Below are 24,920 nucleotides of genomic sequence, written 5' to 3' on the forward strand. Positions count from 1 at the left end.
TAAGATCGCGTTTAAAGCGCGCACTATAGCCATCATGGATGGGGTGGCAATCCGCGGTTGCGGCACTTAGGCGGTAATATCAGGGGTCAGACGATCTTCGATCTGGGCAATCAGGTCTTTCAACCGCAATTTACGCTTTTTCCAGCGCTGCAGGGTCAGTTGATCACCGGTGCCTTTTTCCGCCAGCGCATGGATTGCTTCGTCAAGATCACGGTGTTCGCGGCGGAATACTTCAAGCTCCACGCGCAACACGTCATCGTTTTTCATCGACAGGTCAGAGGGGGCGTTCATAAGGCTTGCTGATTCTTTCGCTACTTAGGACTGTTAACATAAGCGTTAGCCTTTCGTTGGCATAGCCCTTGCGTCTGACACGACTGCTCCCCATATTTGACACAGAGGTCGCCAATACTGGGGCCAACACGATTGACTGTCGCTTGGTTTAAAGGACGTGTCTTATGACGAAATTAACGCTGGCTTCTTATCCCCATATGTTGGGATTCGAGCAACTAGAGCAAGTGCTGGAACGCAGCGCGAAGGCCGGTAACGAAGGTTATCCGCCGTTCAACATCGAACAGACGTCGGATTACAGCTATCTGATCACACTTGCGGTTGCGGGCTTCGCCGAAGAAGACCTCGCGATTACGGTGGAAGATCGCCAGCTTGTGATTCGCGGCAGGCAGGCCGAAGGTCAGGACGGGCGGATTTTTCTGCACCGCGGGATTGCGGCGCGCCAGTTCCAACGGTCCTTTGTCTTGGCGGATGGTGTCGAAGTGGGCGAAGCCTTGATGGAAAACGGTCTGCTGCATGTGGACCTGACCCGCGCCAAGCCGGAAAAAGTAGTGCAGACGATTAAAATCAGAAAAGGGGAATAAGATGCATAACGAAGATACTCATATTCAGGACCGGACGGTTTACGTGAAGATGATCGCTGTCTCTGATCTGCCCCGCGAAGTGCGTGATCAGGCCGAAGGGCTGGAACAGCTTTATGCGGTTCACGATGCCGAAGGGCAGCAGTTGGCGCTGGTGGGTGACCGCAAGCTGGCGTTCAGCTTGGCGCGGGATCATGACTATGCGCCTGTGATGGCGCACTAAACCCACTCATGCTTGTTTGATTTTGGAAGGCCGCGCGAGAGTGCGGCCTTTTCTATTGAAAGGGTCGGCGCTAGACCCTTGGTGAACAAGAAAAGGTGCCCGCATGTCTGATCCCGCAATTGCCGTCCTGCCGTATGGCAGCAAGCTGGGCAAGGCACTGGCGGCGCGGCCTCTTGATGATCTGATCTGGCCGTTGGGGCGGCCGGACCGGCTGGGGCAGGGGGGTGTGGCCGACCTCACCTGCGATGACCATCTGATCATCTACCCCAAGACCAACATGCATTTCCTGCCCGATCTTGGAACGCGCGCCCGTGTCACCGCCATGGTGGTTGAACCGTCAATTATCCACGCGCGGCATCTGCGCTGGCTGCGGCTGACATATCGGAGGTTTTTTCGGGTGATGAGCTATCACCAGCAGCTGTTGGACAGGATTCCCAACGGGTTGTTCCTGCCCTATGGCACCACCTGGGTGCCAGACTATCAGGGGCTGGACGTCAGCAAGACGCAGCACATGTCGCTGATCGCCTCGGCCAAGCGGGATCACATCGGACATCAGCTGCGCCACCGTCTGGTCGAACATGTTCAGGCGTCTGGCGCAGACGTTACCGTGCTGGGGCGCGGCTATGCGCCCTTCGACGACAAAAGCGACGGCTTGGCCCCTTACCGGTTCTCGATCGTGATCGAGAATGTGCGCGAACAGAATTACTTCAGTGAAAAGCTGGTGGATGCGGTGCTGTGCGAAACCGTGCCGATCTATTGGGGCTGCCCGAATATAGGCGACTTTATCGATACCGGCGGGATGATCCTGTGCCAGACCGAAGAAGATGTGCAGCGCGCCATCGCGGGCGCATCTGTCGCGCAATACGACACCTTGATCCCGGCCCTGCGCGCGGCGAAACCGCAGGCCGCGGGCTTTGTCGATCTGGAAAGGCGGGCGGCTGAAACGTTAAAAGCCAGCCTGTGAGGGCTGGCTTTTCTGTCAGTTTCAGTCGTCTTCAGGCTGTGATCACGCTTTGATCAGGCCCATGCTTTCCAGCTTGAGCAGTACCTGATGCGCGCAGTTGTCGACATCAACATTCTCTGTCTCGACGCTGAGTTCGGGGTTTTCCGGAACGTCATAGGGGTCTGAAATCCCTGTGAATTCCTTGATCTTTCCTTCGCGGGCCAGCTTGTACAGGCCTTTGCGATCCCGGCGTTCGCATTCCTCGATCGAGGTCGCGACGTGAATTTCCACAAAGGCACCGAAGTCTTCGACGTCTTCGCGCACGGCGCGGCGGGTGGTGGCATAGGGCGCGATCGGTGCACAGATCGCGATGCCGCCGTTCTTGGTGATTTCACTTGCCACATAACCGATGCGGCGGATGTTGAGGTCGCGGTGTTCCTTGCTGAAACCCAGTTCGGACGACAGGTTTTTGCGCACGATGTCGCCATCCAGCAAGGTCACGGGGCGGCCGCCCATTTCCATCAGCTTGACCATCAAGGCATTGGCGATGGTGGATTTCCCCGAGCCGGAGAAGCCGGTGAAGAACACGGTAAAGCCTTGTTTGTTACGCGGCGGCTTGGTGCGGCGCAGTTCTGCCACAACCTCTGGAAAGGAGAACCATTCCGGAATTTCCAGACCTTCTTGCAGGCGGCGGCGCAGTTCGGTGCCCGAGATGTTCAGGATGGTGACGTCTTCTTTGTCCTTGATTTCGTCCATGGCTTCGTACTGGGCACGCTCTGCGACCCAGACCATGTGTTTGAAGTCGACCATCTCGATGCTCATTTCTTCCTGATGTTCGCGGAACAGGTCCTGCGCATCATAGGGGCCGTAGAAATCTTCGCCTTTGGAGTTGTTACCGGGGCCCGCGTGATCGCGACCCACGATGAAATGCGTGCAGCCGTGGTTCTTGCGGATCAGACCGTGCCAGACCGCCTCGCGGGGGCCGGCCATGCGCATGGCAAGGTTCAGCAGGCTCATCGACGTGGTCGCGGCGGGGTATTTGTTCAGCACGGCCTCGTAGCAGCGCACGCGGGTAAAGTGGTCGACATCGCCGGGCTTGGTCAGGCCAACGACAGGATGGATCAGCAGGTTGGCCTGCGCTTCGCGGGCGGCGCGGAACGTCAGTTCCTGATGCGCGCGGTGCAGCGGGTTACGGGTCTGGAACGCGACAACCTTGCGCCAGCCCATCTTGCGGAAATAGGTGCGCAATTCGTTGGGCGTGTCACGACGCGCCTTGAAGTCATAGTGAACAGGCTGCTGGATGCCCGTGACCGGACCGCCCAGATAGACGTTGCCAGCAGTGTTGTGCAGGTAGTTCACGGCAGGGTGGGCGCTGTCATCGGCACCGAATACTTTTTCCGCTTCATTCGCCTTGTTGGGCGTCCAGCGGTCGGTGACGGTCATGATCGCAAGGATCACGCCTTCCTGGTCGCGCAGCGCGATGTCCTGGCCAATCTCCAGACCTTCGGCGAACTTATCGGACACATCCAGGTTGATTGGCATCGGCCACAGCGATCCATCTGCCAGACGCATGTTTTCCACGACGCTGTTGTAGTCTTCTTCGGTCAGAAACCCCTTGAGAGGATTGAAGCCGCCGTTCATCAGCAATTCGAGATCGCAAATCTGGCGGGGTGTCAGATCATGGCTGACCAAATTGCCAGCCTCAACCTTCAGTTTCTGGGCCGAATCGTAAGACACATAAAGTTCGGGGATCGGGGCAAGGTTGGACGTCTGCATGAGATTCTCGCAATTAATTAGGGTCAATGAACAGTTGAGGCGGGTCATAAACCCGCCCCGCTCCGCTAATCAAGTCTTGCGACCTGTTTACGGCAATTTACGGACAAAGGCGTGGATTTTGTCCCAATCCGGCAACGCTATTCCAGCAAAGGGGGTCTACCCCGAATGTTATGCGTCGGTTTTGACCTCTGCACCGTAACCCAGGGGCAAAGAGGTGTCCTTTCCTTCGTCGTCGCCTACTTCGGCCAGGAAACGTTCCGCCTCAAGCGCGGCCATGCATCCCATGCCTGCGCTGGTGACAGCCTGGCGGTATTTGTGGTCAGTCAGATCGCCCGCCGCAAACACGCCGGGGATGGATGTTTCGGTGCTGTCAGGCTTGGTCACGACATAGCCGCCCATATGGGTTTCCAGCACATCCTTGACCAACTCATTCGCGGGCGCATGACCAATGGCCACGAAAACACCTTTGCACGCGATATCCGTAATCTCGCCGGTGTTTACGTTCTTCACCTTGACGCCTTCGACCCCAAGCGGGGCATCGGTGCCATAAACTTCCTCGAGCTGGTGGAACCACAACGGCTCGATCTTGGGGTTTTTCATCAACCGGTCGATCAGAATTTTTTCGGCACGCAGTTCATCGCGGCGGTGGATCAGCGTGACCTTCGAGGCGAAGTTGGTCAGGAACAGCGCTTCTTCCACGGCTGTGTTACCGCCGCCGATCACGACGATTTCCTGATTGCGATAGAAAAATCCGTCGCAGGTGGCGCAGGCCGAGACGCCGAAGCCCTTGAACTTTTCTTCTGTTTCAAGGCCAAGCCACTTGGCGCGGGCACCGGTGGCCAAAATCACCGCATCCGCCACATAGGTGGTACCGCTATCCCCCTTGGCATGAAACGGGCGGCTTGACAGGTCCAGATCGGTGATGATGTCGCCGATGATCTCGGTGCCCATCGCCTTGGCGTGATCCTGCATCCGGATCATCAGGTCGGGACCTTGGACTTCGCTGTCGCCGGGCCAGTTCTCGACTTCGGTGGTCGTTGTCAGCTGGCCACCGGGTTCGATGCCCTGCACCAGGATCGGATCCAGCATGGCGCGGCTGGCATAGACGCCGGCGGTATAGCCCGCAGGGCCTGAGCCGATAATCAAAAGCTTGGTTTTGCGTGTTTCGGCCATGTGAAGCCCCTTGATGGATAAATGAAAGAATTGAGGTTTATATAGCGCTCCGACAGGTTGCCTTAAACCCCAAGTTTGCATATCAGCCCTGCATGCACCGCCGGGATCGCCCGCACACCTATTTTCTGGATATCGTCGGGGTATTGCACCCTAACGAAAGAATATTGCGCCTAGCAACGGTAGTGCTATAACAATCGAAAATATACTGGGGGCTTTATGGCGGGGACGCGGCTTGATCCGATTGATCGGAAGATTTTAGCCGAATTGCAGGCAGACGGTCGGATGACCAACGTCGAACTTGCAAAACGTGTTGGGATTTCTGCACCCCCTTGTCTGCGGCGTGTGCGCACCCTTGAGGAAAGCGGCTATATCCGCGGCTACCACGCTGACGTGAATGCCCGTGAACTGGGGTTCGAAGTACAGGTCTTCGCGATGGTTGGCTTGGCCAGCCAGGCAGAATCGGACCTGACCGCATTCGAGGCCAAATGCCGCGAATGGCCCTTGGTCCGCGAATGCCACATGCTGAACGGTGAGGTCGATTTCATCTTGAAATGCGTGTCACCGGATCTGTCGAGCTTTCAAAGCTTCCTTACGGGGCAGTTGTTGACCACGCCCAATGTTGCCAGCGTAAAGACCAGCCTGGTGATCCGCCCGGCCAAGGACGAACCCGGCGTGCCGTTCGACGTATTGGAAACCCGGCTCAGCACCAAGGCCTGACGTAGGCCCCATCTAATGCAAGGGCTGGTTAAGCCGGCTGATCGAAGGTTTCGGGCGCACGGGGAAACGCGAGCGGGCCGAAGTCCTCTTCGCGTTCGATGTGCGGGAACAATCCCAGAAACTTGTCGCGCAGGTGGATCGGCAGGTGGCGCAACGTGTTCAGGCCGGGATGGAAGGTTTCGACCTCAATCCCGCTGACATTGATCGCCGCATGCTTTTGAAGGCAGATGTGATACAGGCGCACAGGGGTCGGGGGGGTGATTTCGATTATATTCACACCATCTACAAGATCGCGCATCAGCGTCAGCATCTGCTGGTTGTGGATGCCCCCGCGTAGGCGTGAGGGCGTATGCAGTATGCGGGCCGAAGGGCCGAAGGTCAGAAACCCCAAAGGCCGCCCTTGGCCAAGACTGTCTGCCATGGTGCGCACAAGCGGGACGCGCTTGCCTGATTCAGCGGGTACGAAGTTGCTTGAACCGATCCAGACCAGCGGCGCGGCTTTGCCGTTTGATTTGATGATCATGTCGCCGGGCTGAAGGTCTTCTACGGCAATGTCGCCCTTGTCCGTTTGTATCGCCGTGCCATGGGCAAAGGCGGAAAACGCGTTTTCGAAAAGGGGGATCGCAGGCGCGCGGTCCTGACCAATAAAGACGGAGCCATCCAACCGCGTTGCGACAACCTCGTAGCTGCGGTGTAGGATATCCGTCTGCATCCGCGCCTCTCGGGGTGATGTGGGGCCAAGTCGGTTTGCCGTTCTTCCCGCATTAGAGGGATAAACGTGCTTGGATACAATCGAAGATGCCGCATTCGGTGACATGTTTTCACTTTCACTCTTTGCGCGCGATTTCGTGCCCCAGAGAAATCGGCCCGGTTCAGTGTCTGCGTGCCTTCACGGAACGCAGCTTTGAATTTGGACGCGGATGGTCAAGGCGATCCTGCGTTTGGCCCGGCGCGGTCAAAATACTTCCCGAGCACTGAAAACATAGTCGAAATGGCGGACTGCTTTTCGGCCTTTGACTGTGGCCAGCGGTCAGGCTGTCTTGCGGGTCGCCGCAGGTGCGTTGCGTTTGGCGATGAACGCGGCACGGCGCGCGCCACGGGTCCAAGGCATGACGGTGTCTTCCTTGGCGGCAGTTTCAACGACGGATTTGATGAAGCGTGTTTTGATTTTCATGGTCTTTATCCTCTGATCTGTCGGGCTGTGCCCTTTGCCTGAGGATGAATATGGGATCGGTTTCGGGCCTTCATTGGGCAATGCGCCGATTTCTTTAGGAAAAGATCATCATGCGCGGCCGGATTTGTGGCATCCCTGCCGTAATCCGTTTCGGGCCTTGTTTTTATGGTTAATTGGCCTGTGCAGCTGGGGTCGGGCAGCCCGTCCCATACCCCGATGCAGGAAACTTTGGGGCAAGATCAAGGCAGTGGTTGGCCGCATAGTTGCCCCGATCAGACGGAATCGCGGCGATCAAAGGGTGATGGTTGCAATCAACCGCCCGTAGTCGGCCTCTTTGGCGTGAGTCGTACGCCGGTAGGAATAGAATCGATCCGGATCGCTATAGGTGCAGTGGCGCGTCCACTCTGCGTGGCCCACACCAGCCGCGCGCAGACGGTTCAAGCCAAAGCCGGGCAGGTCGAACTGCATCCGGTCGTCCATGCCGTTTGCAAAGTATCGCGCGAAATAGGGGTCTTCCGCCAGAAAACTGTCGATGAAATCCGGGCCAACCTCGTAGGCGCGCTGGCTGATGCAGGGGCCGATCACGGCGGTGATGTTGTCACGCTTGGCACCCAACGCCTCCATCGCGTCGACGGTAGCGGCCAGCACGCCATCCAGCGCGCCGCGCCAGCCCGCATGGGCCGCCCCGATCACGCCAGCATCCGCATCGGCAAACAGGACCGGCTGGCAATCTGCTGTCAGCACCGACAAGGCCAGCCCGGGCGTCGCCGTCACCAGCGCATCCGCACGTGGTTTTTCGGACAAGGGCGCATCAACGGTCACGACGGTGGCAGAATGGATTTGGTGGACACCGACCAGATGGCTGGGCGGGACGTTCATCGCCGCTGCGACACGGGCGCGGTTGATTTCAACGATCTCGCGCTGATCCGAACTGCCGCTGCCGCAATTGAGCCCCTGAAAGACCCCCGACGACGCACCGCCACGGCGGGTAAAGAACCCGTGCCGCACGGTGCCCAAGCTGTCAGAGGTCAGAATTTCTAGTGTCATGGATCCAATCCCGGTGGCGGGTTTTGCGTTGGTGGAAACAGCCCTATCACCTTGAACAGGTTTCCCATTTCTGACGGGTGCGTCAAGCGCCGATGTGCCGCAACGTGACCCTCGAGCACCTTTCCGGTCATTGTGGTGGCAAGGGTTTGCGCACGCTGTGTAATGCCCAGCCGTTCCAGGAACACGCCTTGGGGGGTGATGCGGCTATGCTGTGCGGGCGCTGCGGCAATGGCCAGTTTTTCAAAGTCGACATGCGCCGTCAGGTCACTACTGCCGGGCGCGGACAGGGGATCGACCGTCTGGTGGCCACGCAGGGCCTGAAACGTATCGCCAAGGCTGCGCCAGTCGCCATAGTCGATGATCAGCGCGGCCCCGCCATGGGTTGAAATACGGTTCGCGATCGCCTGCACCGTGGGGGCAAGCTGCGCGCAATCCTCGATCAGATCGCCGTCCTGTGTGTCCTCCAGCCGGTCGGCAAAAGCAGGTTGCGGCAACATCGGCCCAAGACCAAAGCTGAGTGCGCCGTCGGTCAGGCCGATCTGGCGTTCGCGCCAACCGGTGCCGTCGCGGACAAACTGGCGGATCGGCAGGGCGTCGAAAAATTCGTTCGCGACAAGGTAAAGCGGCTGATCGGGCAGGGCATCCGCGCTATCGCACCACTGCACCTGATGCCCTGCAAGCGTGGTGCGTTGAACGTCGCGCAAGGTCTGCGATGCTTCGACCAGCGTGATTTCAGCGGCTTGCGCGAAGCCCGGCACGGCGCGCGTGGCGCGCAGGATATCGGCCATGAGTATGCCGCGCCCGGGGCCAAGCTCGGCTAGGGTGAACCGCGCGGGTGCGCCCTGGGACAGCCATGTCTGCGCCAGACACAGACCGATCAATTCCCCAAACATCTGGCTGATTTCGGGGGCGGTGACGAAATCACCTTCGGCCCCGAAAGGATCGCGGGTTGTGTAGTAACCCCGGGTCGGATGCAGCAGGCACATCGCCATGTATTCGTCGATGCGCATCGGACCAGTGGTGTGGATGCGTTCAATGATATGGTCGCGCAGAGATGTCATGCCAGACGTCTGGCCCGTACGATCAGGGCCGCACCGACGGCGATCATCGGCAGGCACAGCAATTGTCCCATGGTCAGTCCATAGCCGCCGACATGCCACGCCAGCCCCAACGGATTGCCCGGGCTGACGAACTGCGCATCCGGCTGGCGCACGAACTCCACGATAAACCGCGCGATGCCGTAGCCCGCAAGGAAGGTGCCGCAAATCAGCCCTTGGTATTTAAGGCCACCGCGACGCCATGCCAGATAGACCAGCAACGCCCCTAGGATCAGCCCCTCCAGCAGCGCCTCATAGAGTTGTGAGGGATGGCGGGCACAGATCCCGACCACCTCGGGGCAGGTCTGGGCGGCAACGGTGGGAAACGCCACGCCCCACGGCAGGTCGGTGGGGCGGCCCCAAAGCTCTGCGTTGATGAAGTTCGCGACGCGTCCCAGAAACAAGCCGGGGGCGAGACCCAAACAGACCATGTCACCCGTCGACAACGGGCTGATCTTGTGCCGTCTGGTGTAATACAGCCCCGCCAGAATGACGCCGATGGCCCCGCCGTGAAACGACATCCCGCCTTCCCAGATGCGCAGGATCTGCAACGGATTGCTGAGGTAATAAGACGCCTGATAAAAGAACACATAGCCCAGCCGACCGCCCAGGATCACGCCCAGAATGACCCAGAACAGCAAATCCTCGACCTGCGCTTTGGTCATCACGGGCTTGCCCTTTGCCCACAGGTCATCGCGGCTGACCGCGCGCACGACGATGCGCCACCCAATGATAATGCCGACGATATACGCCAGGGCATACCAGCGCAGCGCGAAGGTCATGCCAAACAAATTGATCGAGAAAATCTCGGGCGACATATCGGGAAAGGGGATCATGGCCATCATGATGCCGATTGACCCTGCCCGCGAACGGAAGTCAACCTTGCGAGATTGGCAATTGAACACCATATAGAGAGCAACTGCCGTTCAGGAGAAACAGATATGCAAACGCGCAACAAGATTTTTGACGATATTTCGCAGATGATGACCAATGCCATGGGCGTCGCCCAGGGGGCCAAGACCGAGGCGGAAACCGCCATGAAGGGAATGATGGACCGCTGGCTGGCGGACCGCGATTTCGTGACCCGCGAAGAATTCGACGCCGTGCGCGCGATGGCGCAGAAGGCGCGCGAAGAAAACGATGCCCTCAAGGCGCGTCTGGACGCACTTGAGGCGAAGGGCTGAACCAAGCCTTTCCACCCGATCAAAGACCCTTTAGGAAGCACCCGAATGCAAGTTCGGGTGTTTTGCTTTTGCCCTGTTTCGGCAGGTTTGCCCGATCTTCAAGCAATCGGCCTACAAAATTTGGTGCACTTGGTGATCTTATCCACAAGATACTGAGGTTATCCCCCATCTTTCGTGGTTACCCCCAGAAAAAGACTTGCCACATGGCCCGCATATGCGCACCATATCTGGTATGGGACGCTGGCAGGATCAGCGAACTATAGTAGATACCCCCAAGCGTTGCGGTGCCGATGCACCCAAGCGCCCGGAACAAATGAGGTGGCGAAATGGCCCTGACTGAGCAGTATCTGGACGAAGACATTCACCCCATCGACATCGTCGAAAATCTGGCAGCTTTTAATGACTGGGATTTCGACCGGATTTCCGATGAACAGATCGCCATGGCCGTCGAAGGCCAGTGGCGCACCTATTCGATCACCCTCGCGTGGTCTGCCTATGATGAAACCCTGCGGCTTGTATGTTCCTTCGAGATGGACCCGCCCGCCGAAAAGCTGCCCGTGCTTTATCATCTGCTGAATGACGTGAACGACCAGTGCTGGGGCGGGGCCTTTACCTATTGGGCCGAACAAAAGCTGATGGTGTTCCGTTATGGTCTGGTGCTGAGTGGCGGACAGGATGCGACCGCAGCGCAGATTGATACCATGATCGGGGCCGCCGTACTAAGCGCCGAACGCTATTATCCCGCCGTGCAGCTGGTGCTGTGGGGCGACCAAACGCCAAGGCAAGCGATACAGGTTGCCATTGCAGAGGCCTATGGCCACGCGTAAGTGTTGTCCCCAATAGTAAAAATTGGGGACGCTGACATGGAAAATACACGTATTGCAAAAGATGGCCTGGTTCTGTTGGGCTGCGGCAAGATGGGCTCTGCCATGCTGGCAGGCTGGCTGGCACGGGGTTTGCCAAAGTCTTCGGTCTGGGTCATTGACCCGCATCCGTCGGACTGGCTGAAAGATCAGGGCATCCAGTTGAACGTCGATCTGCCAGCGGCACCCGCCGTGGTGCTGGTGGCGGTAAAGCCGCAGATGATGGGCGATGCCTTGCCGACGTTGCAGGCCATGGGGAATGGCAAGACAGTCTTTGTCAGCGTCGCCGCCGGGACCACAATTGCAACATTTGAAAAGACGCTCGGGGCACAAACGCCGATCGTGCGCGCCATGCCGAACACGCCTGCGGCCATCAGCCAGGGCATCACCGCGATTGTCGGCAACGCGCATGTCGATGCGCAGGCGCTGGACGAGGCCGAAGAGTTGTTGAGCGCGGTAGGCGATGTTGTCCGCCTGGACGAAGAAGCGCAGATTGACGCTGTGACCGGGGTCAGCGGGTCAGGCCCGGCATATGTTTTCCACATGATCGAAACGATGGCAGCGGGTGGCGTGGCGCAAGGGCTTAGCCCGGAACTGGCCTTGCGACTGGCGACGGCGACTGTCGCCGGGGCAGGGGCCTTGGCCAAATCGGCAGACGAAGACCCGACACAGTTGCGCAAGAACGTGACCAGCCCGAATGGCACGACCCAAGCTGCGCTGGATGTGCTGATGAATGAAGAAGACGGCTTTCCTGTGTTGCTCAAACGCGCTGTGGCCGCTGCGGCTGACCGCTCAAGGGAGCTTTCGCGTGACTGAGATCAGCTTTGACGATTTTCTGAAGGTTGATATCCGGGTTGGCACGGTCAGCCGCGCCGAACCGTTTCCCGAGGCGCGCAAGCCCGCGATCAAGATGTGGATCGACTTTGGCCCCGAGATCGGAGAACGGAAAACCTCGGCCCAGATCACCGTGCATTACACCCCCGAAGACCTTGTCGGCACGCAGGTCATGGGCGTCGTGAACTTTCCTCCGCGCCAGATCGGGCCGTTCATGTCCGAAGTTCTGGTGCTGGGGGTGCCGGATGAAAACGGGGCAATCGTGCTGATGCGCCCCACACAGCCCACCCCGAACGGAGGACGCATGCATTGACCAAGCTTCTGATCGCCCGCCCCGCCCCCGACGAAGTGCACGCCGCCCTTGCGGGGTATGACGTGACCTACCGCGACACGTCGGCCCCGCTTGGCCCCGATGAAATGCTGGCAGCCTTGCGTGACTATGACGGCGTGTTGCCGACGCTTGGGGATCAATTCTCGGCTGAGGTGTTCGCACAGGTGACTGACCCGCGGTGCAAGATCTTGGCGAACTTCGGGGTTGGCTATAACCACATCGACGTTGATGCCGCGCGCAAGGCGGGCGTGCAGGTCAGCAACACCCCCGGTGCCGTGACCGACGCCACCGCAGATATTGCCATGACGCTGATGCTGATGGCCGCGCGCCGCGCGGGCGAGGGCGAAAGGCTGGTGCGTTCAGGCAAATGGACAGGCTGGCACCCCTCGCAGCTTTTGGGGATGCACCTGACGGGCAAGACCGTCGGCATTATCGGCATGGGCCGTATCGGGCAAGCGGTGGCACAGCGGTGTCATTTCGGGTTTTCGATGAACGTGAAATACTTCAACCGCAGCGCCAAGGATCTGGCCTATCCGGCCGAGCATATCAATGACCTCAAGACCTTGGTCGGGGCTGTTGATGTGGTCGTGATCGCGGTGCCGGGCGGGGATGACACCCAGCATCTGATTGATGCAGATGTGCTGGCAGCGATGCAGCCTCATGGTCTGCTGATCAATATCGCCCGTGGCAATGTGGTGCAGGAAAGCGCGCTGATCGAGGCGTTGCAAAGCCGGACAATCGGCGGCGCAGGTCTGGATGTCTACGAATTTGAACCAAATGTTCCCGAAGCCATGCGGGCGTTGGACAATATCGTGCTATTGCCGCATTTGGGCACGTCCTCCCAGGAGGTGCGTGTGGATATGTGGATGATGGCGGTTGAAAATCTGCAAGCCGGAGTAGAGGGCCGCAGCCTGCCGAACGGCGTCTAGCGCCCGACCGCCAAACGCCAATGACGGCGGCAGAGGGACACGTAAGTCTCGTTGCCGCCGATCTGGACTTGTGCACCTTCCCTGATCGCCTTGCCTTCTGCATCAAGGCGTACGACCATCGTGGCCTTTTTCCCGCAATGGCAGATCGTGCGGACTTCGCGCATTTCGTCGGCCAATGCCAACAGCGTTGCGGAACCGGGAAACAGCATTCCCTGAAAATCAACTCTCAGACCGTAGCACATGATCGGCACGCCCAGATCGTCGACCGCACGGGCCAGCTGCCACACCTGATCGTTGCTTAGAAACTGCGACTCGTCGATGAAGATGCAGGCGCACGGGCCTGATTGCAGACGGGTTTCGATCTTGTCGAACAGGTCCTCGTCCGGGCTGAAGGTGTCGGCATCCTGACCGATGCCGATGCGCGACGCGATGCGGCCATCGCCCGCCCGGTTGTCGAACTGAGCTGTGATCAGATAGGGGGTCATCCCGCGTTCGACATAGTTGTGCGCAGCTTGCAGCAGAACGGTGCTTTTGCCCGCATTCATGGTCGAATAATGAAAATATAGCTTTGCCATGGGTCTCTTTACAGTCAGCAGCGCGGGACGATCAAGATCGGCTTGCCGATTTGCAGGGCAAACTTTATCTACCCCCCAAGCCGCATAGCAAGGATACCCCGATGACCCAATCTGATCTGCCCGCCCTGGTGGCTGACCAACTGCCGCAGATCGACGTCGAGGCGTTGAAAGCCCCCGGCGACCCCGGCCACAAGCCCAGGATTCTGTTGCTGTACGGGTCTTTGCGCACAACCAGCTATTCGCGCTTTGCCGCCGAAGAATGCGCCCGAATTCTTGAGCTGTTGGGCTGTGAAACCCGCATGTTCAACCCGTCGGGACTGCCCTTGCCTGATGACGCAGAGGCTGATCACCCCAAAGTGGTCGAGCTGCGCGAGATGGCAAGCTGGGCCGAAGGCATGGTCTGGTCCAGTCCCGAACGCCATGGTGCCATGACGGCGATCATGAAGTTGCAAATCGACTGGCTGCCCCTGTCGCTGCAAGGTGGCATACGCCCGACCCAAGGCAAGACCTTGGCGGTGATGCAGGTGTCAGGCGGGTCACAATCGTTCAACGCGGTCAATCAGATGCGGATCCTGGGGCGCTGGATGCGCATGATCACGATTCCGAACCAGTCCAGCATACCAAAGGCTTGGCTGGAGTTTGGCGACACGGGCCGCTTGCCCCAAGGGCCATTTTACGCCCGCATCGTGGACGTCATGGAAGAGCTGGTAAAGTTCACCTGGATGACGCGTGGCCGCAGCGCCTATCTGACCGACCGTTATTCGGAACGGGTCGAAACAGCCGAAGAGGTCCACAAGCGGGTATCGCTGAAAAACCTCTGACCCTTAGTCGTGCCGCTCGACCAGCACCGATCCAACGGAATATCCTGCACCGAAAGAACAGATCAATCCTGTTTCACCCTCTTTCAAGTCGCTGGAATACTTCGAAAATGCGATGATTGATCCCGCCGAGGACGTGTTGGCGTAGTCTTGCAGGATATTTGGCTGTTCACCGGGTTCGGGCACGCGGCCAAGGACCTTGCGGCCGATGAAGTCATTCATCGACTTGTTTGCCTGATGCAGCCAAAGCCGTTTCAGATCATCAGCTTGCACGCCTTCGTCGGCCATGTGTCCCGCGATATGGTCGGCGACCAGAGGCAAAACTTCCTTGAACACCTTGCGGCCGTTTTGCATGAACTGCATGTCCCGGCGGTCTGCCACCCCGTCCGGGCGCGACCGGCGCAGAAATCCGTTGTTGTTGCGGATGTTGTTCGAAAACTGTGTGGCACAGCGCGTTGATTTGATTTCGAAACACGGGCCTGCCGCGTCTTCGATCCGTTCGATCAGGACGGCTGTCGCGACGTCCCCGAAGATGAAATGGCAATCGCGGTCGCGCCATTCCAGATGGGCCGAACAAATCTCGGGGTTCACGACCAGCGCGGACCGGATCGACCCCGACCGCACCATATCCGCTGCCGCCTGAATGCCGAAGGTGGCGGAGGAACACGCGACGTTCATGTCGAAGGCGAAACCATTGATTTCCAGCAGATCCTGTATCTCGATCGCGACCGCCGGATAGGCCCGTTCAAGGTTCGATGCGGCACAGATCACCGCATCCACGTCCGCAGCCGTCTTGCCTGCATCCGCCAGCGCCTTGCGCGCGGCGTCCAGCGCCATTTCGGCCATCAAGCTGGGTTCGTCATCCGACCGTTGGCGCAGCAGCGGGTGCATCACATGGGGGTCCAGAATGCCGGTTTTGTCGATCACATAGCGCTGTTCGATGCCTGACGCCTTGACGATGAACTCTTCCGAGGAATGGTCCTTGGGGGTGATCGCACCTGCCGCAATCGCTTCAGCATGTTCCGCGTTGTACAGATCGGCATAAGCGTTGAATGCGGTCACCAGTTCGGCGTTGGTGATGACTTGATCCGGCGTGAAGATACCGCTACCCGTAATGGCTGGCGTATACATGAAAACCTCTTTCTAAGCGTTCTCGGATAAGGTCAAAAAAGCAGGCCAAGGTCAAGCGGATGCCCATTTTCCAGGCATCAGGTACCTCTGTGTGTCTAGGGCTGCTTCGCGCAGGTACTGAAGTATTTCCTAGTGCGGTGGTGTAGGGCGTTCCATGAGATCAGGATGCACTTTGCGCATCAGTTCCACGAATCCGCTGAAATCTTGCGCGGCGAACGTGGGGACCTCGCTTTGCTCAAGCGCGTCAAGATCCCGCTGATCGGCTGCATCGATACCGTTTTCCGGAATGCGCAATCCTACTGCCAAAATGCGGCCCGGATGCCGGTTGATCGCTTCAAGATAGATATGTGCGTCGTGCTGCCCTGTATCCCCCAGCAGAATGACCGGAAGATCTGGTGAGGCTCGCAATATCTGATCAATGCTGCCCCCCTTGTGACCCCCGTGCCCTTCGGTGATGAATTTCGTTTCGCTGATCCCCAAATCGCGCAGAAACATAGGTCCGCGGACAAGTCCGGCGTTATTGAACACATTCCCCAGAAAATTATGCAGGTTCCACGGTGAGGAGGAGACGTAGTACACCGGATTGCGCGCCCCATCCGACAGCGTTTCCATCAGCTGCTTTGCATCGGGGAAAATGATACGCGACAGCGCATTTCCAGTCAGAGAGGTCCAAAGGTTACGGGTCAGAGAATAGGCCCCTGTCAGCATCATCGTATCGTCAATATCCGAAACCACCATAAAGCGGGCATCGGCGGGCGGTACAAAATAGGGGCAATTGAATATTTCTGTACTGCCTTCGACGGTAAGCGCGGCGCTTTGCCAGCCGGTTTTCCCATCGTGGGGAAGCATGAGGGTGAAATAGCCCTCTTCATCAGAACGGGCCGTCAAATCGCCATAGCTGACCGTAGCATCGCGGACCTCGTCAGTCAGGAACATGCCGATCATGTTGCGCAGATTGTCCAGCCGTGACTGTCCTTTACCCGCCTTAGCGTGCCGCAGCTTGCTGAGTACACGCCCGCGCAGGACAACCCCTTCCGGTGTCGCAAAGCCGATAAAGGGATCGATGTGACGGCCTGTGCCACTGCGCCCAAAGATCGGATCCAGCAGTGTTTCTGCTCGCAAGACAAGGCGATGTACCAACCGCTTGATCATACGCGGGCTCCTTTTCAGACCGGCTGCATCGGCTTGCTTCACCCCTGAAGCGCTTTGACCCCTACATCGCCCTCTGCCTGGGCCTTGATCGCCAAAGCGGCTGCGTAGGACCCGGCTGCCGTCGTGAAATACGGGATCTTGTCGTACAGCGCGATAGAGCGGATGGATTTGCTGTCCTCGACCGCCTGCGCACCTTCGGTGGTGTTCATCACCAGCTGGATCGCTTCGTCCTTCATCATGTCGGTGATGTCGGGGCGGCCTTCGTAGACTTTGTTGACGACCTTGCAGGCGATATCGTGCGAGGTCAGCCAATCCGCCGTGCCACGGGTGGCGACGATGGTGAAACTCTGCTCGAGCAGAATTCGCGCGGCGGTCAGCATGTCATCGGTCTTGTCCATGTCCTTGATCGACAGGAAAGCGCAGCCTTCGCGTGGCAGCGGGTTGCCCGCGCCCATCTGCGCCTTGAGGAAGGCCCGCGGGAAATCGCGGTCCCAGCCCATGACTTCGCCGGTTGAACGCATTTCCGGCCCCAGCAGCGTGTCGACACCGGGGAAACGGGCGAAGGGCAGAACCGCTTCCTTGACCGAGAACCACGGCATGTTCGGGTCGGCCAGCGTCATCGGATCACCCAGCGGCAGCACATCATCATAGGCCGCATCGGCATCATAGGCTGCACGCAGCGGGAAGTTCGACAGCGGTTCGCCTGCCATGATCCGCGCGGCGATGGAGGCGATGGCACTGTCCGTCGCCTTGGCCACGAACGGCACGGTGCGCGAGGCGCGGGGGTTGACCTCGATCAGGTAGATGTCACCATCCTTGATCGCAAACTGTATGTTCATCAGGCCAACGACGTTCAGCGCAAGGGCAAGGGCCTTGGTCTGTTTTTCGACTTCGGCAATGATCTCGCGTGACAAGGAATAGGGCGGCAGGGAACAGGCGCTGTCACCCGAATGCACGCCGGCTTCTTCGATGTGCTGCATGATGCCCGCGACATGGACGTTCTTGCCGTCACACAGCGCATCCACGTCAAGTTCAACCGCGCCGGACAGGTAGTTATCCAGCAACACGGGGCTTTTGCCCGATACCACGACGGCTTCGCGGATGTAGCGCTCGAGGCTGGCTTGATCGCGGACAATTTCCATCGCGCGGCCGCCAAGGACGTAGGACGGGCGGATCACCAGCGGGAAGCCGATGTCGGCCGCGATTTCCAGCGCTTCGGCGTCGGAATGGGCGATGCCGTTGTGGGGCTGCTTGAGGCCGAGTTTCTGGATCAGATCGGCGAAACGTTCGCGGTCTTCGGCAAGGTCGATCATGTCGGGCGTGGTGCCGAGGATCGGGATGCCCGCGTCTTGCAGGGCCTGCGCGATTTTCAGCGGGGTCTGGCCGCCGAATTGCACGATGACGCCGTGCAGCGTGCCATTTTCCTGCTCGACCCGAAGGATTTCCATGACGTGTTCGAACGTCAGCGGTTCAAAATACAGGCGGTCCGAGGTGTCATAGTCGGTGGACACGGTTTCGGGGTTGCAGTTGACCATGATGGTCTCATAGCCCGCGTCCGTCAGCGCATAGCAGGCGTGGCAGCAGCAATAGTCAAATTCGATGCCCTGACCGATGCGGTTGGGGCCACCGCCAAGGATGACGACTTTCTTGCGGTCCGAGGGGCGTGCTTCACATTCGACTTCGCCGAAGGCAGGAGCCTCGTAGGTGGAATACATGTAGGGTGTCTGCGCTTCGAATTCGGCAGCGCAGGTGTCGATGCGTTTGAACACGGCCTTTACGCCGATCCGAAGCCGGGCATCGCGCACGTCCGCTTCGGTCTGGCCGGTAAGGGTGGCAAGGCGCGCGTCGGTAAAGCCCATCATCTTGAGCTGGCGCATCGCGGCTTCATCCGTCGGCAGGCCTGCGGCCCGCACGCCTTCTTCGGCGTCGACGATTTCGCGGATACGGGCCAGGAACCAAGGGTCGAACATGGTGACGCCGTGGATGTCCACGTCGGACATGCCGTGGCGCATGGCCTGGGCGATGGTGCGCATGCGGTCGGGGGTTTGTTTGCTGATCGCCTTGATCACGGCGGCCTGGTCGGGGGCCCCGGGGATTTCGATTTCGTCAAATCCGGTCAGGCCGGATTCCATCGAGGCCAGCGCTTTTTGCAGGGATTCGTGGATCGTGCGGCCAATCGCCATCGCTTCGCCCACGGATTTCATCGCCGTGGTCAGGTAGGGTTCGGAGCCCGGAAATTTCTCAAAGGCGAATTTCGGGATTTTGGTGACGACGTAGTCGATTGTCGGCTCGAACGACGCGGGCGTGACGCCGGTGATGTCGTTGTCGAGTTCATCCAGCGTGAAGCCCACGGCCAGTTTCGCCGCGATCTTGGCGATCGGGAAACCTGTCGCCTTGGAGGCCAGCGCCGAAGACCGCGACACGCGCGGGTTCATTTCGATCACGACCATGCGGCCATCCGCGGGGTTCACGGCCCATTGCACGTTCGATCCGCCGGTTTCCACGCCAATCTCGCGCAGAACTGCAATCGAGTGGTTGCGCATGATCTGGTATTCTTTGTCCGTCAGCGTGAGTGCCGGCGCGACGGTAATCGAATCGCCCGTGTGCACGCCCATCGGATCGATGTTTTCGATGGAACAGACGATGATGGCGTTATCGGCGGTATCGCGGACCACCTCCATCTCGAATTCCTTCCAGCCCAGCAGGGATTCGTCGATCAGGATCTGCCCGACCGGTGACGCGTCCATGCCCGAGCGACAGAAGAATTCATAATCGTCGCGGTTGTAGGCCACACCGCCGCCGGTGCCGCCCATGGTGAAGGCAGGGCGGATGATGGCGGGCAGGCCGACATATTCGAGTGCTTCCAGCGCCATTGCAACGCCCGCGGCGAGGTCTTTCTTGCCGGCGGAATTCTTGGGGGCGGTCACGATCGTGGCTTTGGGGTTTTCGATCCCGAGGCGATCCATCGCTTCGCGGAAAAGCTGGCGATCTTCAGCCATTTCAATGGCTTCACGCTTGGCACCGATCATCTCTACGCCGAATTTTTCCAGCACGCCCATTTCTTCAAGCGCAAGAGAGGTGTTCAGCCCGGTCTGTCCGCCCATGGTGGGCAGCAGCGCATCGGGGCGTTCTTTTTCGATAATCTTGGCGACGATTTCGGGGGTGATCGGTTCGATGTAGGTGGCATCGGCCAGCCCCGGATCCGTCATGATGGTGGCAGGGTTGGAGTTGACGAGGATGACGCGGTAGCCTTCCTCTTTCAGAGCTTTGCACGCCTGGGCCCCGGAATAGTCGAATTCGCAGGCCTGACCAATTACGATGGGCCCCGCACCGATGATCATGATCGATTTGATGTCGGTTCTTTTTGGCATGGCTCAGGCCCCCGGATGTTTGCAAATTCTCCGCGTTATAGGCCTTGGGGGGAGAGGTGCAAGGGGGGAAGGGCGGTATCCGGTCGGGTTTTGATCCTGGCCGGGCCGGATTGGGGCGCTGCCCCAAACCCCGGGATATTTTCGAGCCAGAGAAGAGGGGCCTGTGGCGTCAGGCGGGGGAGAGGAAGGCGCGCACGGACGCTTCGAAATCGCGGGGGTTTTCAGCGTGGAGCCAATGGCCGACGCCCGGGAGCTTGGCGAAATATGCGTTGGGAAAGAGCGCTTTTATTCCGGGGCGGTATTCGGGCAGGACGTAATGCGATTTGGCACCGGACAAAAAGAAGGTCGGGCCGTCGAAGGTGCCGCTGATGTCTGTGGGCCAGCCTACGATGTTGGGCATTTCTGCTTCGAGCACGTCGAGGTTGAGTTTCCAGCTTTTGGTCGCAACATCCAGCGATTGGGTGAAAAAGCTTTGCAAGGCAGGTTCGACCCCGGCAGCAGCGAGCTGTTCCTGGGCATCGGAGCGGCGGGTAAGGGTGGTCAGGTCAACGGCGCGCATGGCGTCGATGAATTCCTGTTGGCTGTGATCATAGGCGACGGGCGCGATGTCGGCGATGATAAGCCGGCGGATCAGATCCGGATGCAGCAGCGCCAAAGCCATCGAGGTCTTGCCGCCCATCGAGTGGCCGCAGACATCCATCGGTGCGCCGATGTGGCGGATCACCTCGGCGAGGTCTTCGGCCATTTCGGGGTATGTTTGCGTGTCTGCGCGCGGACTGTCGCCATGGTTGCGCATGTCCACGGTTATGACGCGGCGGCTGTCTGACAGGCGCTTTGCGATCACGCCCCAGTTGCGGCCGGATCCGAAGAGGCCGTGAACGATCAGAAGGGCGGGGGCATCCGTCGCGGTGCCATATTCGGTATAGTTCAGCATGGTTGTAGATTTAGGGGCATTGTGGAAGATGCGCCAGAGGGATTAAGGTATTCGAATGCTGGACCACAAAGACATTGAGACCAAAGCGCAGACCGTACAGCGCGAGATGCACGACCGGTTGGGCGTGAGGGGGCGCGATCTGGCCCATGCGATGCGGCGGGCGGGCCGCAGGCTGCCCAGAGCCGTGCGCCTGAAGGGCAATGCCCTGGCACAGGCCGCGTTTTTTGCGCAGAACCCCAAGATGGCGCGCAGGCTGGATGGCACGGAGGTCCAGCAATCCTATGACGCGGTGATGGCCCATCTTGGGACCATTGATGTTAAGGAGAACCGTAAGGACCGGCTGCTGGGGCTTGCCGGTAGCATTGCGTTCAATCTGCTTTTCGTCGTGGGGGCATTTATCGGCTATCTGTGGTGGCGCGGCTACGTCTAGCCGCCATATTGCGCGTCGGTGACATGTTCGAGCCAGTCCACGGCCTTGCCATCGAGGGCTTCCTGTAGGGCGAGATGGCTCATGGCGCAATCGGGGGCAGCCCCGTGCCAATGCTTTTCGCCGGGCGCGAACCAGACGGTATCGCCGGCGCGCAGGGGCGTGATCGGGCCGCCTTGGGTCTGGGCAAGGCCTGCACCCGAGAGTACCATCAGCGTCTGGCCCAAGGGGTGGGTGTGCCATGCCGTGCGCGCGCCCGGTTCAAAGGTAACGGTCGCCGCGCGGATGCGGGCAGGATCGGGGGCCGAGACGACCGGATCAACGCGCACGGTGCCGGTGAAATAGTCGGGCGATCCGGTTTCGGAGGGGCGGCTGCCAGCGTGTTTGATATCCATTGTCGGGTCCTTTGCATAAATCCTTGTGGAACTGGATCATGGGCGACGGGCAGGTGGCAAGGGGATACCGACGGTCGGACACTGCTTAATTCACGTTAAGACAATTGTTTCCAAAGTGATGCAGGACTTGAAGGCAGAGATGACGCTCTGAGGATTGGGCTTAATGAAAAGGCCCCGACGCAAATGCTGCCGGGGCCTTTTCATTTTCTGGTGGAGGGGGCGCTGCCCCCGCCCTGAAGGGCCCCCCGGGATTTTTTTCCATTTGGAATTACGGGGGGCCGTTGGGGTTTAGAGGTTGGGGTAGATAGGGAAGCGGGCGCAGAGCGCTTCGACTTCGGCTTTTACCTTTTCTTCGACGGCTGTGTTGCCATCGACGCCATTGGCGGCCAGACCGTCGACGACTTCGATGATCCAGTCTGCGATCTGGCGGAATTCAGCCTCGCCGAAGCCACGTGTCGTGGCGGCGGGCGAGCCGAGGCGGATGCCGGACGTGACCGTCGGTTTTTCAGGGTCAAATGGCACGCCGTTCTTGTTGCAGGTGATATGGGCACGGCCAAGCGCCTTTTCCGTCTCGTTGCCTTTGACGCCTTTGGGACGCAGGTCGACGAGCAGTAGGTGTGTGTCGGTGCCGTGGGTTACGGTATCGAGCCCGCCTTTGATCAGCTGATCGCTGAGGGCCTGGGCGTTTGCGATGACTTGTTTGATGTAGGTTTTGAACTCGGGCTGTAGCGCTTCGCCGAAGGCGACGGCTTTGGCAGCGATGACATGCATCAGCGGGCCGCCCTGAATGCCGGGGAAAATGGCGGAGTTGAATTTCTTGGCCAATGCTTCGTCATTGGTCAGGATCATGCCGCCGCGCGGGCCGCGCAAGGTCTTGTGAGTCGTGGTCGTTGCAACATGCGCGTGGGGGAAGGGCGACGGGTGTTCGCCAGCCGCCACCAGACCCGCAAAGTGGGCCATGTCGACGTGCAGGTAGGCACCAACCATATCGGCGATCTCGCGCATGCGTTTGAAATCGATCTGGCGCGGCACGGCCGATCCACCGGCGATGATCATCTTGGGCTGGTGTTCCTTGGCCAGCGCTTCGACCTGATCATAGTCCAGCAGGTTGTCTTCCTTGCGCACCCCGTACTGGATCGCGTTGAACCATTTGCCGGACTGGTTCGGTTTTGCGCCGTGGGTCAGGTGGCCGCCTGCATCCAGTGACATGCCAAGGATCGTATCGCCGGGCTGCAACAGCGCCGTGAACACACCCTGGTTTGCCTGAGAGCCCGAGTTCGGCTGGACGTTGGCAAAGCCGCAATCGAACAGCTTGCAGGCGCGTTCAATGGCAAGGTTTTCCGCCACATCCACGAAGTCACAGCCCCCGTAGTAGCGGCGGCCCGGATACCCTTCGGCATATTTGTTGGTCATCACCGAGCCTTGCGCTTCCATCACGGCGGCAGAGACGATGTTTTCGGAAGCGATCAATTCGATCTCGTTGCGCTGGCGGCCGAGTTCTTTTGTGATGGCATCGAAGATCTCGGGATCGGCTTGCGAAAGGGACTTGGTGAAGAAACCGGACATGGGGTGTTCCTTTGAAAACGGGGATGAGTTGCGCGTTGTCTAACCGAAAGCATCGGCGGCGTGAAGGTCGTATTCCGCCGCACGCGGCCCCATAAACGGCAAAGCTGGTAGAGCCGTAGATAATGTGGTTCTTTCGGGGCTGAATATCCCTGATTGGAAACTTGCGCCCATGAAGATCGCCTTTACTGCCAGCCGCGCCGAAGTGGCCCAGACCGCCCTTGCCGTGCTAAGCGCGCGGTACGGCAATGTCGCCCCCGAGGAGGCTGATGTTATCGTGGCGCTGGGCGGCGACGGGTTCATGTTGCAGACGCTGCACAGCACTCAGGCGCTTGGGCTGCCGGTCTATGGCATGAACCGGGGCACCATCGGGTTCTTGATGAATGAATATGCTGCTGACGATCTGGTCGAACGACTGAATGCGGCAGAGGAAGCAGTGATCAACCCGTTGGTCATGAAGGCCACCCATACGGATGGGCGCAGTTCAATGGCGCTGGCCCTGAACGAGGTGGCGTTGCTGCGCGAGGGGCCGCAGGCCGCCAAACTGCGGATTACGGTGGATGGCCGCGTTCGGATGGAGGAACTGGTCTGCGACGGGGCGCTGGTTGCCACGCCGGCAGGGTCGACGGCCTATAACTATTCAGCGCACGGGCCGATCCTGCCGATTGGCGCGGATGTTCTGGCGCTTACTGCTGTCGCTGCGTTCAGGCCCCGACGGTGGCGCGGCGCGCTGTTGCCAAAGACCGCAACGGTGCGTTTTGATGTGTTGGAGCCCGAAAAGCGTCCTGTCATGGCCGATGCCGATGGCATATCCCACCGGGATGTCGTGTCGGTCGAGATTACATCGGACCCGAACATTTCGCACAGCATTCTTTTCGACCCCGGCCACGGGCTTGAGGAACGTCTGATCAGTGAGCAATTCACCTGAGCGTCCCTTTTTCTGCGGAACAAAACCGGCACCGGAACGTTTGTTTAATGAGACGCGCAGGGCACCTTGGTGGGCCTTGAAGCGCCAGAAAACATGAAGGAGATCCGCTATGAATTGGGATACAATCAAAGGCAACTGGAGCCAGATGACCGGTAAGGTCAAAGAAGAATGGGGCGACCTGACGGACGATGATGTCACCGAAGCCGCAGGCGAGCGTGACCAGCTGGTCGGCAAGATCCAGGCCAAATATGGCGTCGCCAAGGAAGAAGCTGAAAAGCAGGTCGACAACTTTGTGGCCAAGCAAAGCTAAGTCGGTTTTCGATCGACGAGAAAGCGGTCCCGTCAGGGGCCGCTTTTTTGTTTCAATGTCCCTTATTGAACAAGGAAATACCGCGCGATGCCGTAGACGTAGAGCGCGGAGAACATGATATTTAGATATTTGAGCTGTGGTTCTGTGCGCAGCCAA

General features: G+C 59.2%; 28 protein-coding genes. 13 read left to right on the plus strand and 15 right to left on the minus strand.

What is annotated here, in order from left to right; genetic code table 11:
• Positions 1-66: 66 nt before the first annotated feature.
• Positions 67-291 carry a YdcH family protein gene (locus tag RGAI101_RS16330; protein ID WP_008225733.1) on the minus strand — a complete coding sequence of 75 codons (225 nt, stop codon included), beginning with the start codon at positions 289-291 and terminating at the stop codon, positions 67-69.
• A gap of 164 nt (positions 292-455) precedes the next feature.
• On the opposite strand from RGAI101_RS16330, the gene RGAI101_RS16335 reads away from it, so the two are divergent.
• The 3 genes from RGAI101_RS16335 (at position 456) to RGAI101_RS16345 (ending at position 2,056) form a co-directional block, all read left to right on the plus strand.
• Positions 456-872, plus strand: a complete 417-nt coding sequence (locus tag RGAI101_RS16335; RefSeq protein WP_037228562.1) for an Hsp20 family protein — start codon at positions 456-458, stop codon at positions 870-872.
• Between the two features lies 1 nt (position 873).
• Positions 874-1,092 carry a DUF1150 family protein gene (locus RGAI101_RS16340; protein WP_008226841.1) on the plus strand — a complete coding sequence of 73 codons (219 nt, stop codon included), beginning with the start codon at positions 874-876 and terminating at the stop codon, positions 1,090-1,092.
• A 103-nt stretch (positions 1,093-1,195) separates the two neighbouring features.
• Positions 1,196-2,056 carry a glycosyltransferase family 10 domain-containing protein gene (locus RGAI101_RS16345; RefSeq protein WP_008225922.1) on the plus strand — a complete coding sequence of 287 codons (861 nt, stop codon included), beginning with the start codon at positions 1,196-1,198 and terminating at the stop codon, positions 2,054-2,056.
• A 42-nt stretch (positions 2,057-2,098) separates the two neighbouring features.
• On the opposite strand, the gene RGAI101_RS16350 is transcribed toward RGAI101_RS16345, so the two are convergent.
• Positions 2,099-3,811, minus strand: a complete 1,713-nt coding sequence (locus tag RGAI101_RS16350; RefSeq protein ID WP_008226266.1) for a bifunctional sulfate adenylyltransferase/adenylylsulfate kinase — start codon at positions 3,809-3,811, stop codon at positions 2,099-2,101.
• Positions 3,812-3,979: 168 nt separating this feature from the next.
• A complete protein-coding gene (gene trxB, locus RGAI101_RS16355; RefSeq protein ID WP_008227772.1) occupies positions 3,980-4,984 on the minus strand; it encodes a thioredoxin-disulfide reductase in 1,005 nt (334 codons plus the stop codon).
• Positions 4,985-5,200: 216 nt separating this feature from the next.
• Between trxB and RGAI101_RS16360 the strand changes: the two genes are divergently transcribed.
• Positions 5,201-5,701 (plus strand): Lrp/AsnC family transcriptional regulator, encoded by a 501-nt coding sequence (locus tag RGAI101_RS16360; protein ID WP_008226145.1) that lies wholly within the window; start codon positions 5,201-5,203, stop codon positions 5,699-5,701.
• 28 nt (positions 5,702-5,729) lie between these two features.
• On the opposite strand, the gene RGAI101_RS16365 is transcribed toward RGAI101_RS16360, so the two are convergent.
• The 5 genes from RGAI101_RS16365 to lgt form a co-directional block, all read right to left on the minus strand.
• The gene (locus tag RGAI101_RS16365) at positions 5,730-6,413 is read right to left on the minus strand and encodes a Hint domain-containing protein (RefSeq protein ID WP_008229079.1); all 684 of its coding nucleotides are present in this window, start codon (positions 6,411-6,413) and stop codon (positions 5,730-5,732) included.
• A gap of 318 nt (positions 6,414-6,731) precedes the next feature.
• Positions 6,732-6,875, minus strand: a complete 144-nt coding sequence (locus tag RGAI101_RS22185) for a hypothetical protein (RefSeq protein ID WP_008226226.1) — start codon at positions 6,873-6,875, stop codon at positions 6,732-6,734.
• Positions 6,876-7,166: 291 nt separating this feature from the next.
• Positions 7,167-7,922, minus strand: coding sequence for a peptidoglycan editing factor PgeF (gene pgeF, locus RGAI101_RS16370; protein ID WP_008225672.1), 756 nt, complete (start codon positions 7,920-7,922; stop codon positions 7,167-7,169).
• Complete coding sequence (locus RGAI101_RS16375) at positions 7,919-8,983, minus strand: class I SAM-dependent methyltransferase (protein WP_008226039.1); 1,065 nt, start codon at positions 8,981-8,983, stop codon at positions 7,919-7,921. The genes pgeF and RGAI101_RS16375 overlap by 4 nt, the downstream gene beginning before the upstream one ends.
• The gene (lgt, locus tag RGAI101_RS16380; RefSeq protein ID WP_037229731.1) at positions 8,980-9,864 is read right to left on the minus strand and encodes a prolipoprotein diacylglyceryl transferase; all 885 of its coding nucleotides are present in this window, start codon (positions 9,862-9,864) and stop codon (positions 8,980-8,982) included. Before lgt ends, RGAI101_RS16375 begins: the two co-directional genes overlap by 4 nt.
• Before the next feature lie 96 nt (positions 9,865-9,960).
• On the opposite strand from lgt, the gene RGAI101_RS16385 reads away from it, so the two are divergent.
• The 5 genes from RGAI101_RS16385 (at position 9,961) to RGAI101_RS16405 (ending at position 13,160) form a co-directional block, all read left to right on the plus strand.
• Positions 9,961-10,203, plus strand: coding sequence for an accessory factor UbiK family protein (locus tag RGAI101_RS16385; protein WP_008226651.1), 243 nt, complete (start codon positions 9,961-9,963; stop codon positions 10,201-10,203).
• A gap of 326 nt (positions 10,204-10,529) precedes the next feature.
• Positions 10,530-11,030, plus strand: a complete 501-nt coding sequence (locus RGAI101_RS16390; RefSeq protein WP_008226158.1) for a YbjN domain-containing protein — start codon at positions 10,530-10,532, stop codon at positions 11,028-11,030.
• 36 nt (positions 11,031-11,066) lie between these two features.
• Complete coding sequence (gene proC, locus RGAI101_RS16395; RefSeq protein WP_008229446.1) at positions 11,067-11,882, plus strand: pyrroline-5-carboxylate reductase; 816 nt, start codon at positions 11,067-11,069, stop codon at positions 11,880-11,882.
• Entirely contained in the window at positions 11,875-12,213 is a 339-nt protein-coding gene (locus tag RGAI101_RS16400; RefSeq protein WP_008228994.1) for a tRNA-binding protein, read from the plus strand. The genes proC and RGAI101_RS16400 overlap by 8 nt, the downstream gene beginning before the upstream one ends.
• Positions 12,210-13,160: a 2-hydroxyacid dehydrogenase gene (locus RGAI101_RS16405; RefSeq protein ID WP_008229391.1), complete on the plus strand. Its 951-nt coding sequence runs from the start codon at positions 12,210-12,212 to the stop codon at positions 13,158-13,160. Before RGAI101_RS16400 ends, RGAI101_RS16405 begins: the two co-directional genes overlap by 4 nt.
• Here RGAI101_RS16405 and RGAI101_RS16410 read toward each other — a convergent pair.
• Positions 13,157-13,735 (minus strand): thymidine kinase, encoded by a 579-nt coding sequence (locus RGAI101_RS16410; RefSeq protein ID WP_008228937.1) that lies wholly within the window; start codon positions 13,733-13,735, stop codon positions 13,157-13,159. The two genes, RGAI101_RS16405 and RGAI101_RS16410, sit on opposite strands and share 4 nt — an antisense overlap.
• Before the next feature lie 101 nt (positions 13,736-13,836).
• On the opposite strand from RGAI101_RS16410, the gene arsH reads away from it, so the two are divergent.
• Positions 13,837-14,556, plus strand: a complete 720-nt coding sequence (arsH, locus tag RGAI101_RS16415) for an arsenical resistance protein ArsH (protein WP_008227972.1) — start codon at positions 13,837-13,839, stop codon at positions 14,554-14,556.
• A gap of 3 nt (positions 14,557-14,559) precedes the next feature.
• Here arsH and RGAI101_RS16420 read toward each other — a convergent pair whose 3' ends face one another.
• The 4 genes from RGAI101_RS16420 to RGAI101_RS16435 all read right to left on the minus strand — a co-directional run bounded on the left by RGAI101_RS16420 (position 14,560) and on the right by RGAI101_RS16435 (position 21,141).
• On the minus strand, positions 14,560-15,684 hold the full coding sequence (locus RGAI101_RS16420) for a beta-ketoacyl-ACP synthase III (protein ID WP_008225309.1): 1,125 nt from the start codon (positions 15,682-15,684) through the stop codon (positions 14,560-14,562).
• 129 nt (positions 15,685-15,813) lie between these two features.
• On the minus strand, positions 15,814-16,836 hold the full coding sequence (locus tag RGAI101_RS16425) for a phosphatase domain-containing protein (protein ID WP_008225353.1): 1,023 nt from the start codon (positions 16,834-16,836) through the stop codon (positions 15,814-15,816).
• Positions 16,837-16,874: 38 nt separating this feature from the next.
• On the minus strand, positions 16,875-20,207 hold the full coding sequence (gene carB / locus RGAI101_RS16430; protein ID WP_008229021.1) for a carbamoyl-phosphate synthase large subunit: 3,333 nt from the start codon (positions 20,205-20,207) through the stop codon (positions 16,875-16,877).
• Between the two features lie 169 nt (positions 20,208-20,376).
• On the minus strand, positions 20,377-21,141 hold the full coding sequence (locus RGAI101_RS16435) for an alpha/beta fold hydrolase (RefSeq protein WP_008227279.1): 765 nt from the start codon (positions 21,139-21,141) through the stop codon (positions 20,377-20,379).
• A 55-nt stretch (positions 21,142-21,196) separates the two neighbouring features.
• On the opposite strand from RGAI101_RS16435, the gene RGAI101_RS16440 reads away from it, so the two are divergent.
• Positions 21,197-21,571, plus strand: coding sequence for a hypothetical protein (locus RGAI101_RS16440; protein WP_037228570.1), 375 nt, complete (start codon positions 21,197-21,199; stop codon positions 21,569-21,571).
• Here RGAI101_RS16440 and RGAI101_RS16445 read toward each other — a convergent pair.
• Positions 21,568-21,963, minus strand: coding sequence for a (R)-mandelonitrile lyase (locus RGAI101_RS16445; RefSeq protein ID WP_008227097.1), 396 nt, complete (start codon positions 21,961-21,963; stop codon positions 21,568-21,570). The two genes, RGAI101_RS16440 and RGAI101_RS16445, sit on opposite strands and share 4 nt — an antisense overlap.
• A gap of 288 nt (positions 21,964-22,251) precedes the next feature.
• Positions 22,252-23,529: a serine hydroxymethyltransferase gene (gene glyA, locus RGAI101_RS16450; RefSeq protein WP_008227526.1), complete on the minus strand. Its 1,278-nt coding sequence runs from the start codon at positions 23,527-23,529 to the stop codon at positions 22,252-22,254.
• Positions 23,530-23,698: 169 nt separating this feature from the next.
• Here glyA and RGAI101_RS16455 point away from each other — a divergent pair, with 169 nt between their 5' ends.
• Positions 23,699-24,454, plus strand: coding sequence for an NAD kinase (locus RGAI101_RS16455; protein WP_037229733.1), 756 nt, complete (start codon positions 23,699-23,701; stop codon positions 24,452-24,454).
• Between the two features lie 109 nt (positions 24,455-24,563).
• Complete coding sequence (locus tag RGAI101_RS16460) at positions 24,564-24,764, plus strand: CsbD family protein (RefSeq protein WP_008228644.1); 201 nt, start codon at positions 24,564-24,566, stop codon at positions 24,762-24,764.
• Positions 24,765-24,920 lie beyond the last annotated feature (156 nt).

It is taken from the genome of Roseobacter sp. GAI101 (assembly GCF_000156335.1).
GTDB lineage: Bacteria > Pseudomonadota > Alphaproteobacteria > Rhodobacterales > Rhodobacteraceae > Sulfitobacter.

What these genes read in the sequence shown, in the direction of transcription:
- RGAI101_RS22185 (WP_008226226.1), bottom strand. Translation starts at nt 6,875, where the DNA reads ATGAAAATCAAAACACGCTTCATCAAATCCGTCGTTGAAACTGCCGCC.
- proC (WP_008229446.1), top strand. Translation starts at nt 11,067, where the DNA reads ATGGAAAATACACGTATTGCAAAAGATGGCCTGGTTCTGTTGGGCTGC.
- RGAI101_RS16390 (WP_008226158.1), top strand. Translation starts at nt 10,530, where the DNA reads ATGGCCCTGACTGAGCAGTATCTGGACGAAGACATTCACCCCATCGAC.
- RGAI101_RS16445 (WP_008227097.1), bottom strand. Translation starts at nt 21,963, where the DNA reads ATGGATATCAAACACGCTGGCAGCCGCCCCTCCGAAACCGGATCGCCC.
- RGAI101_RS16360 (WP_008226145.1), top strand. Translation starts at nt 5,201, where the DNA reads ATGGCGGGGACGCGGCTTGATCCGATTGATCGGAAGATTTTAGCCGAA.
- RGAI101_RS16375 (WP_008226039.1), bottom strand. Translation starts at nt 8,983, where the DNA reads ATGACATCTCTGCGCGACCATATCATTGAACGCATCCACACCACTGGT.
- RGAI101_RS16330 (WP_008225733.1), bottom strand. Translation starts at nt 291, where the DNA reads ATGAACGCCCCCTCTGACCTGTCGATGAAAAACGATGACGTGTTGCGC.
- RGAI101_RS16365 (WP_008229079.1), bottom strand. Translation starts at nt 6,413, where the DNA reads ATGCAGACGGATATCCTACACCGCAGCTACGAGGTTGTCGCAACGCGG.
- RGAI101_RS16460 (WP_008228644.1), top strand. Translation starts at nt 24,564, where the DNA reads ATGAATTGGGATACAATCAAAGGCAACTGGAGCCAGATGACCGGTAAG.
- pgeF (WP_008225672.1), bottom strand. Translation starts at nt 7,922, where the DNA reads ATGACACTAGAAATTCTGACCTCTGACAGCTTGGGCACCGTGCGGCAC.
- RGAI101_RS16350 (WP_008226266.1), bottom strand. Translation starts at nt 3,811, where the DNA reads ATGCAGACGTCCAACCTTGCCCCGATCCCCGAACTTTATGTGTCTTAC.
- RGAI101_RS16410 (WP_008228937.1), bottom strand. Translation starts at nt 13,735, where the DNA reads ATGGCAAAGCTATATTTTCATTATTCGACCATGAATGCGGGCAAAAGC.
- RGAI101_RS16420 (WP_008225309.1), bottom strand. Translation starts at nt 15,684, where the DNA reads ATGTATACGCCAGCCATTACGGGTAGCGGTATCTTCACGCCGGATCAA.
- carB (WP_008229021.1), bottom strand. Translation starts at nt 20,207, where the DNA reads ATGCCAAAAAGAACCGACATCAAATCGATCATGATCATCGGTGCGGGG.
- RGAI101_RS16335 (WP_037228562.1), top strand. Translation starts at nt 456, where the DNA reads ATGACGAAATTAACGCTGGCTTCTTATCCCCATATGTTGGGATTCGAG.
- RGAI101_RS16345 (WP_008225922.1), top strand. Translation starts at nt 1,196, where the DNA reads ATGTCTGATCCCGCAATTGCCGTCCTGCCGTATGGCAGCAAGCTGGGC.
- RGAI101_RS16435 (WP_008227279.1), bottom strand. Translation starts at nt 21,141, where the DNA reads ATGCTGAACTATACCGAATATGGCACCGCGACGGATGCCCCCGCCCTT.
- arsH (WP_008227972.1), top strand. Translation starts at nt 13,837, where the DNA reads ATGACCCAATCTGATCTGCCCGCCCTGGTGGCTGACCAACTGCCGCAG.
- RGAI101_RS16455 (WP_037229733.1), top strand. Translation starts at nt 23,699, where the DNA reads ATGAAGATCGCCTTTACTGCCAGCCGCGCCGAAGTGGCCCAGACCGCC.
- trxB (WP_008227772.1), bottom strand. Translation starts at nt 4,984, where the DNA reads ATGGCCGAAACACGCAAAACCAAGCTTTTGATTATCGGCTCAGGCCCT.
- glyA (WP_008227526.1), bottom strand. Translation starts at nt 23,529, where the DNA reads ATGTCCGGTTTCTTCACCAAGTCCCTTTCGCAAGCCGATCCCGAGATC.
- RGAI101_RS16385 (WP_008226651.1), top strand. Translation starts at nt 9,961, where the DNA reads ATGCAAACGCGCAACAAGATTTTTGACGATATTTCGCAGATGATGACC.
- RGAI101_RS16425 (WP_008225353.1), bottom strand. Translation starts at nt 16,836, where the DNA reads ATGATCAAGCGGTTGGTACATCGCCTTGTCTTGCGAGCAGAAACACTG.
- RGAI101_RS16440 (WP_037228570.1), top strand. Translation starts at nt 21,197, where the DNA reads ATGCTGGACCACAAAGACATTGAGACCAAAGCGCAGACCGTACAGCGC.
- RGAI101_RS16340 (WP_008226841.1), top strand. Translation starts at nt 874, where the DNA reads ATGCATAACGAAGATACTCATATTCAGGACCGGACGGTTTACGTGAAG.
- lgt (WP_037229731.1), bottom strand. Translation starts at nt 9,864, where the DNA reads ATGATGGCCATGATCCCCTTTCCCGATATGTCGCCCGAGATTTTCTCG.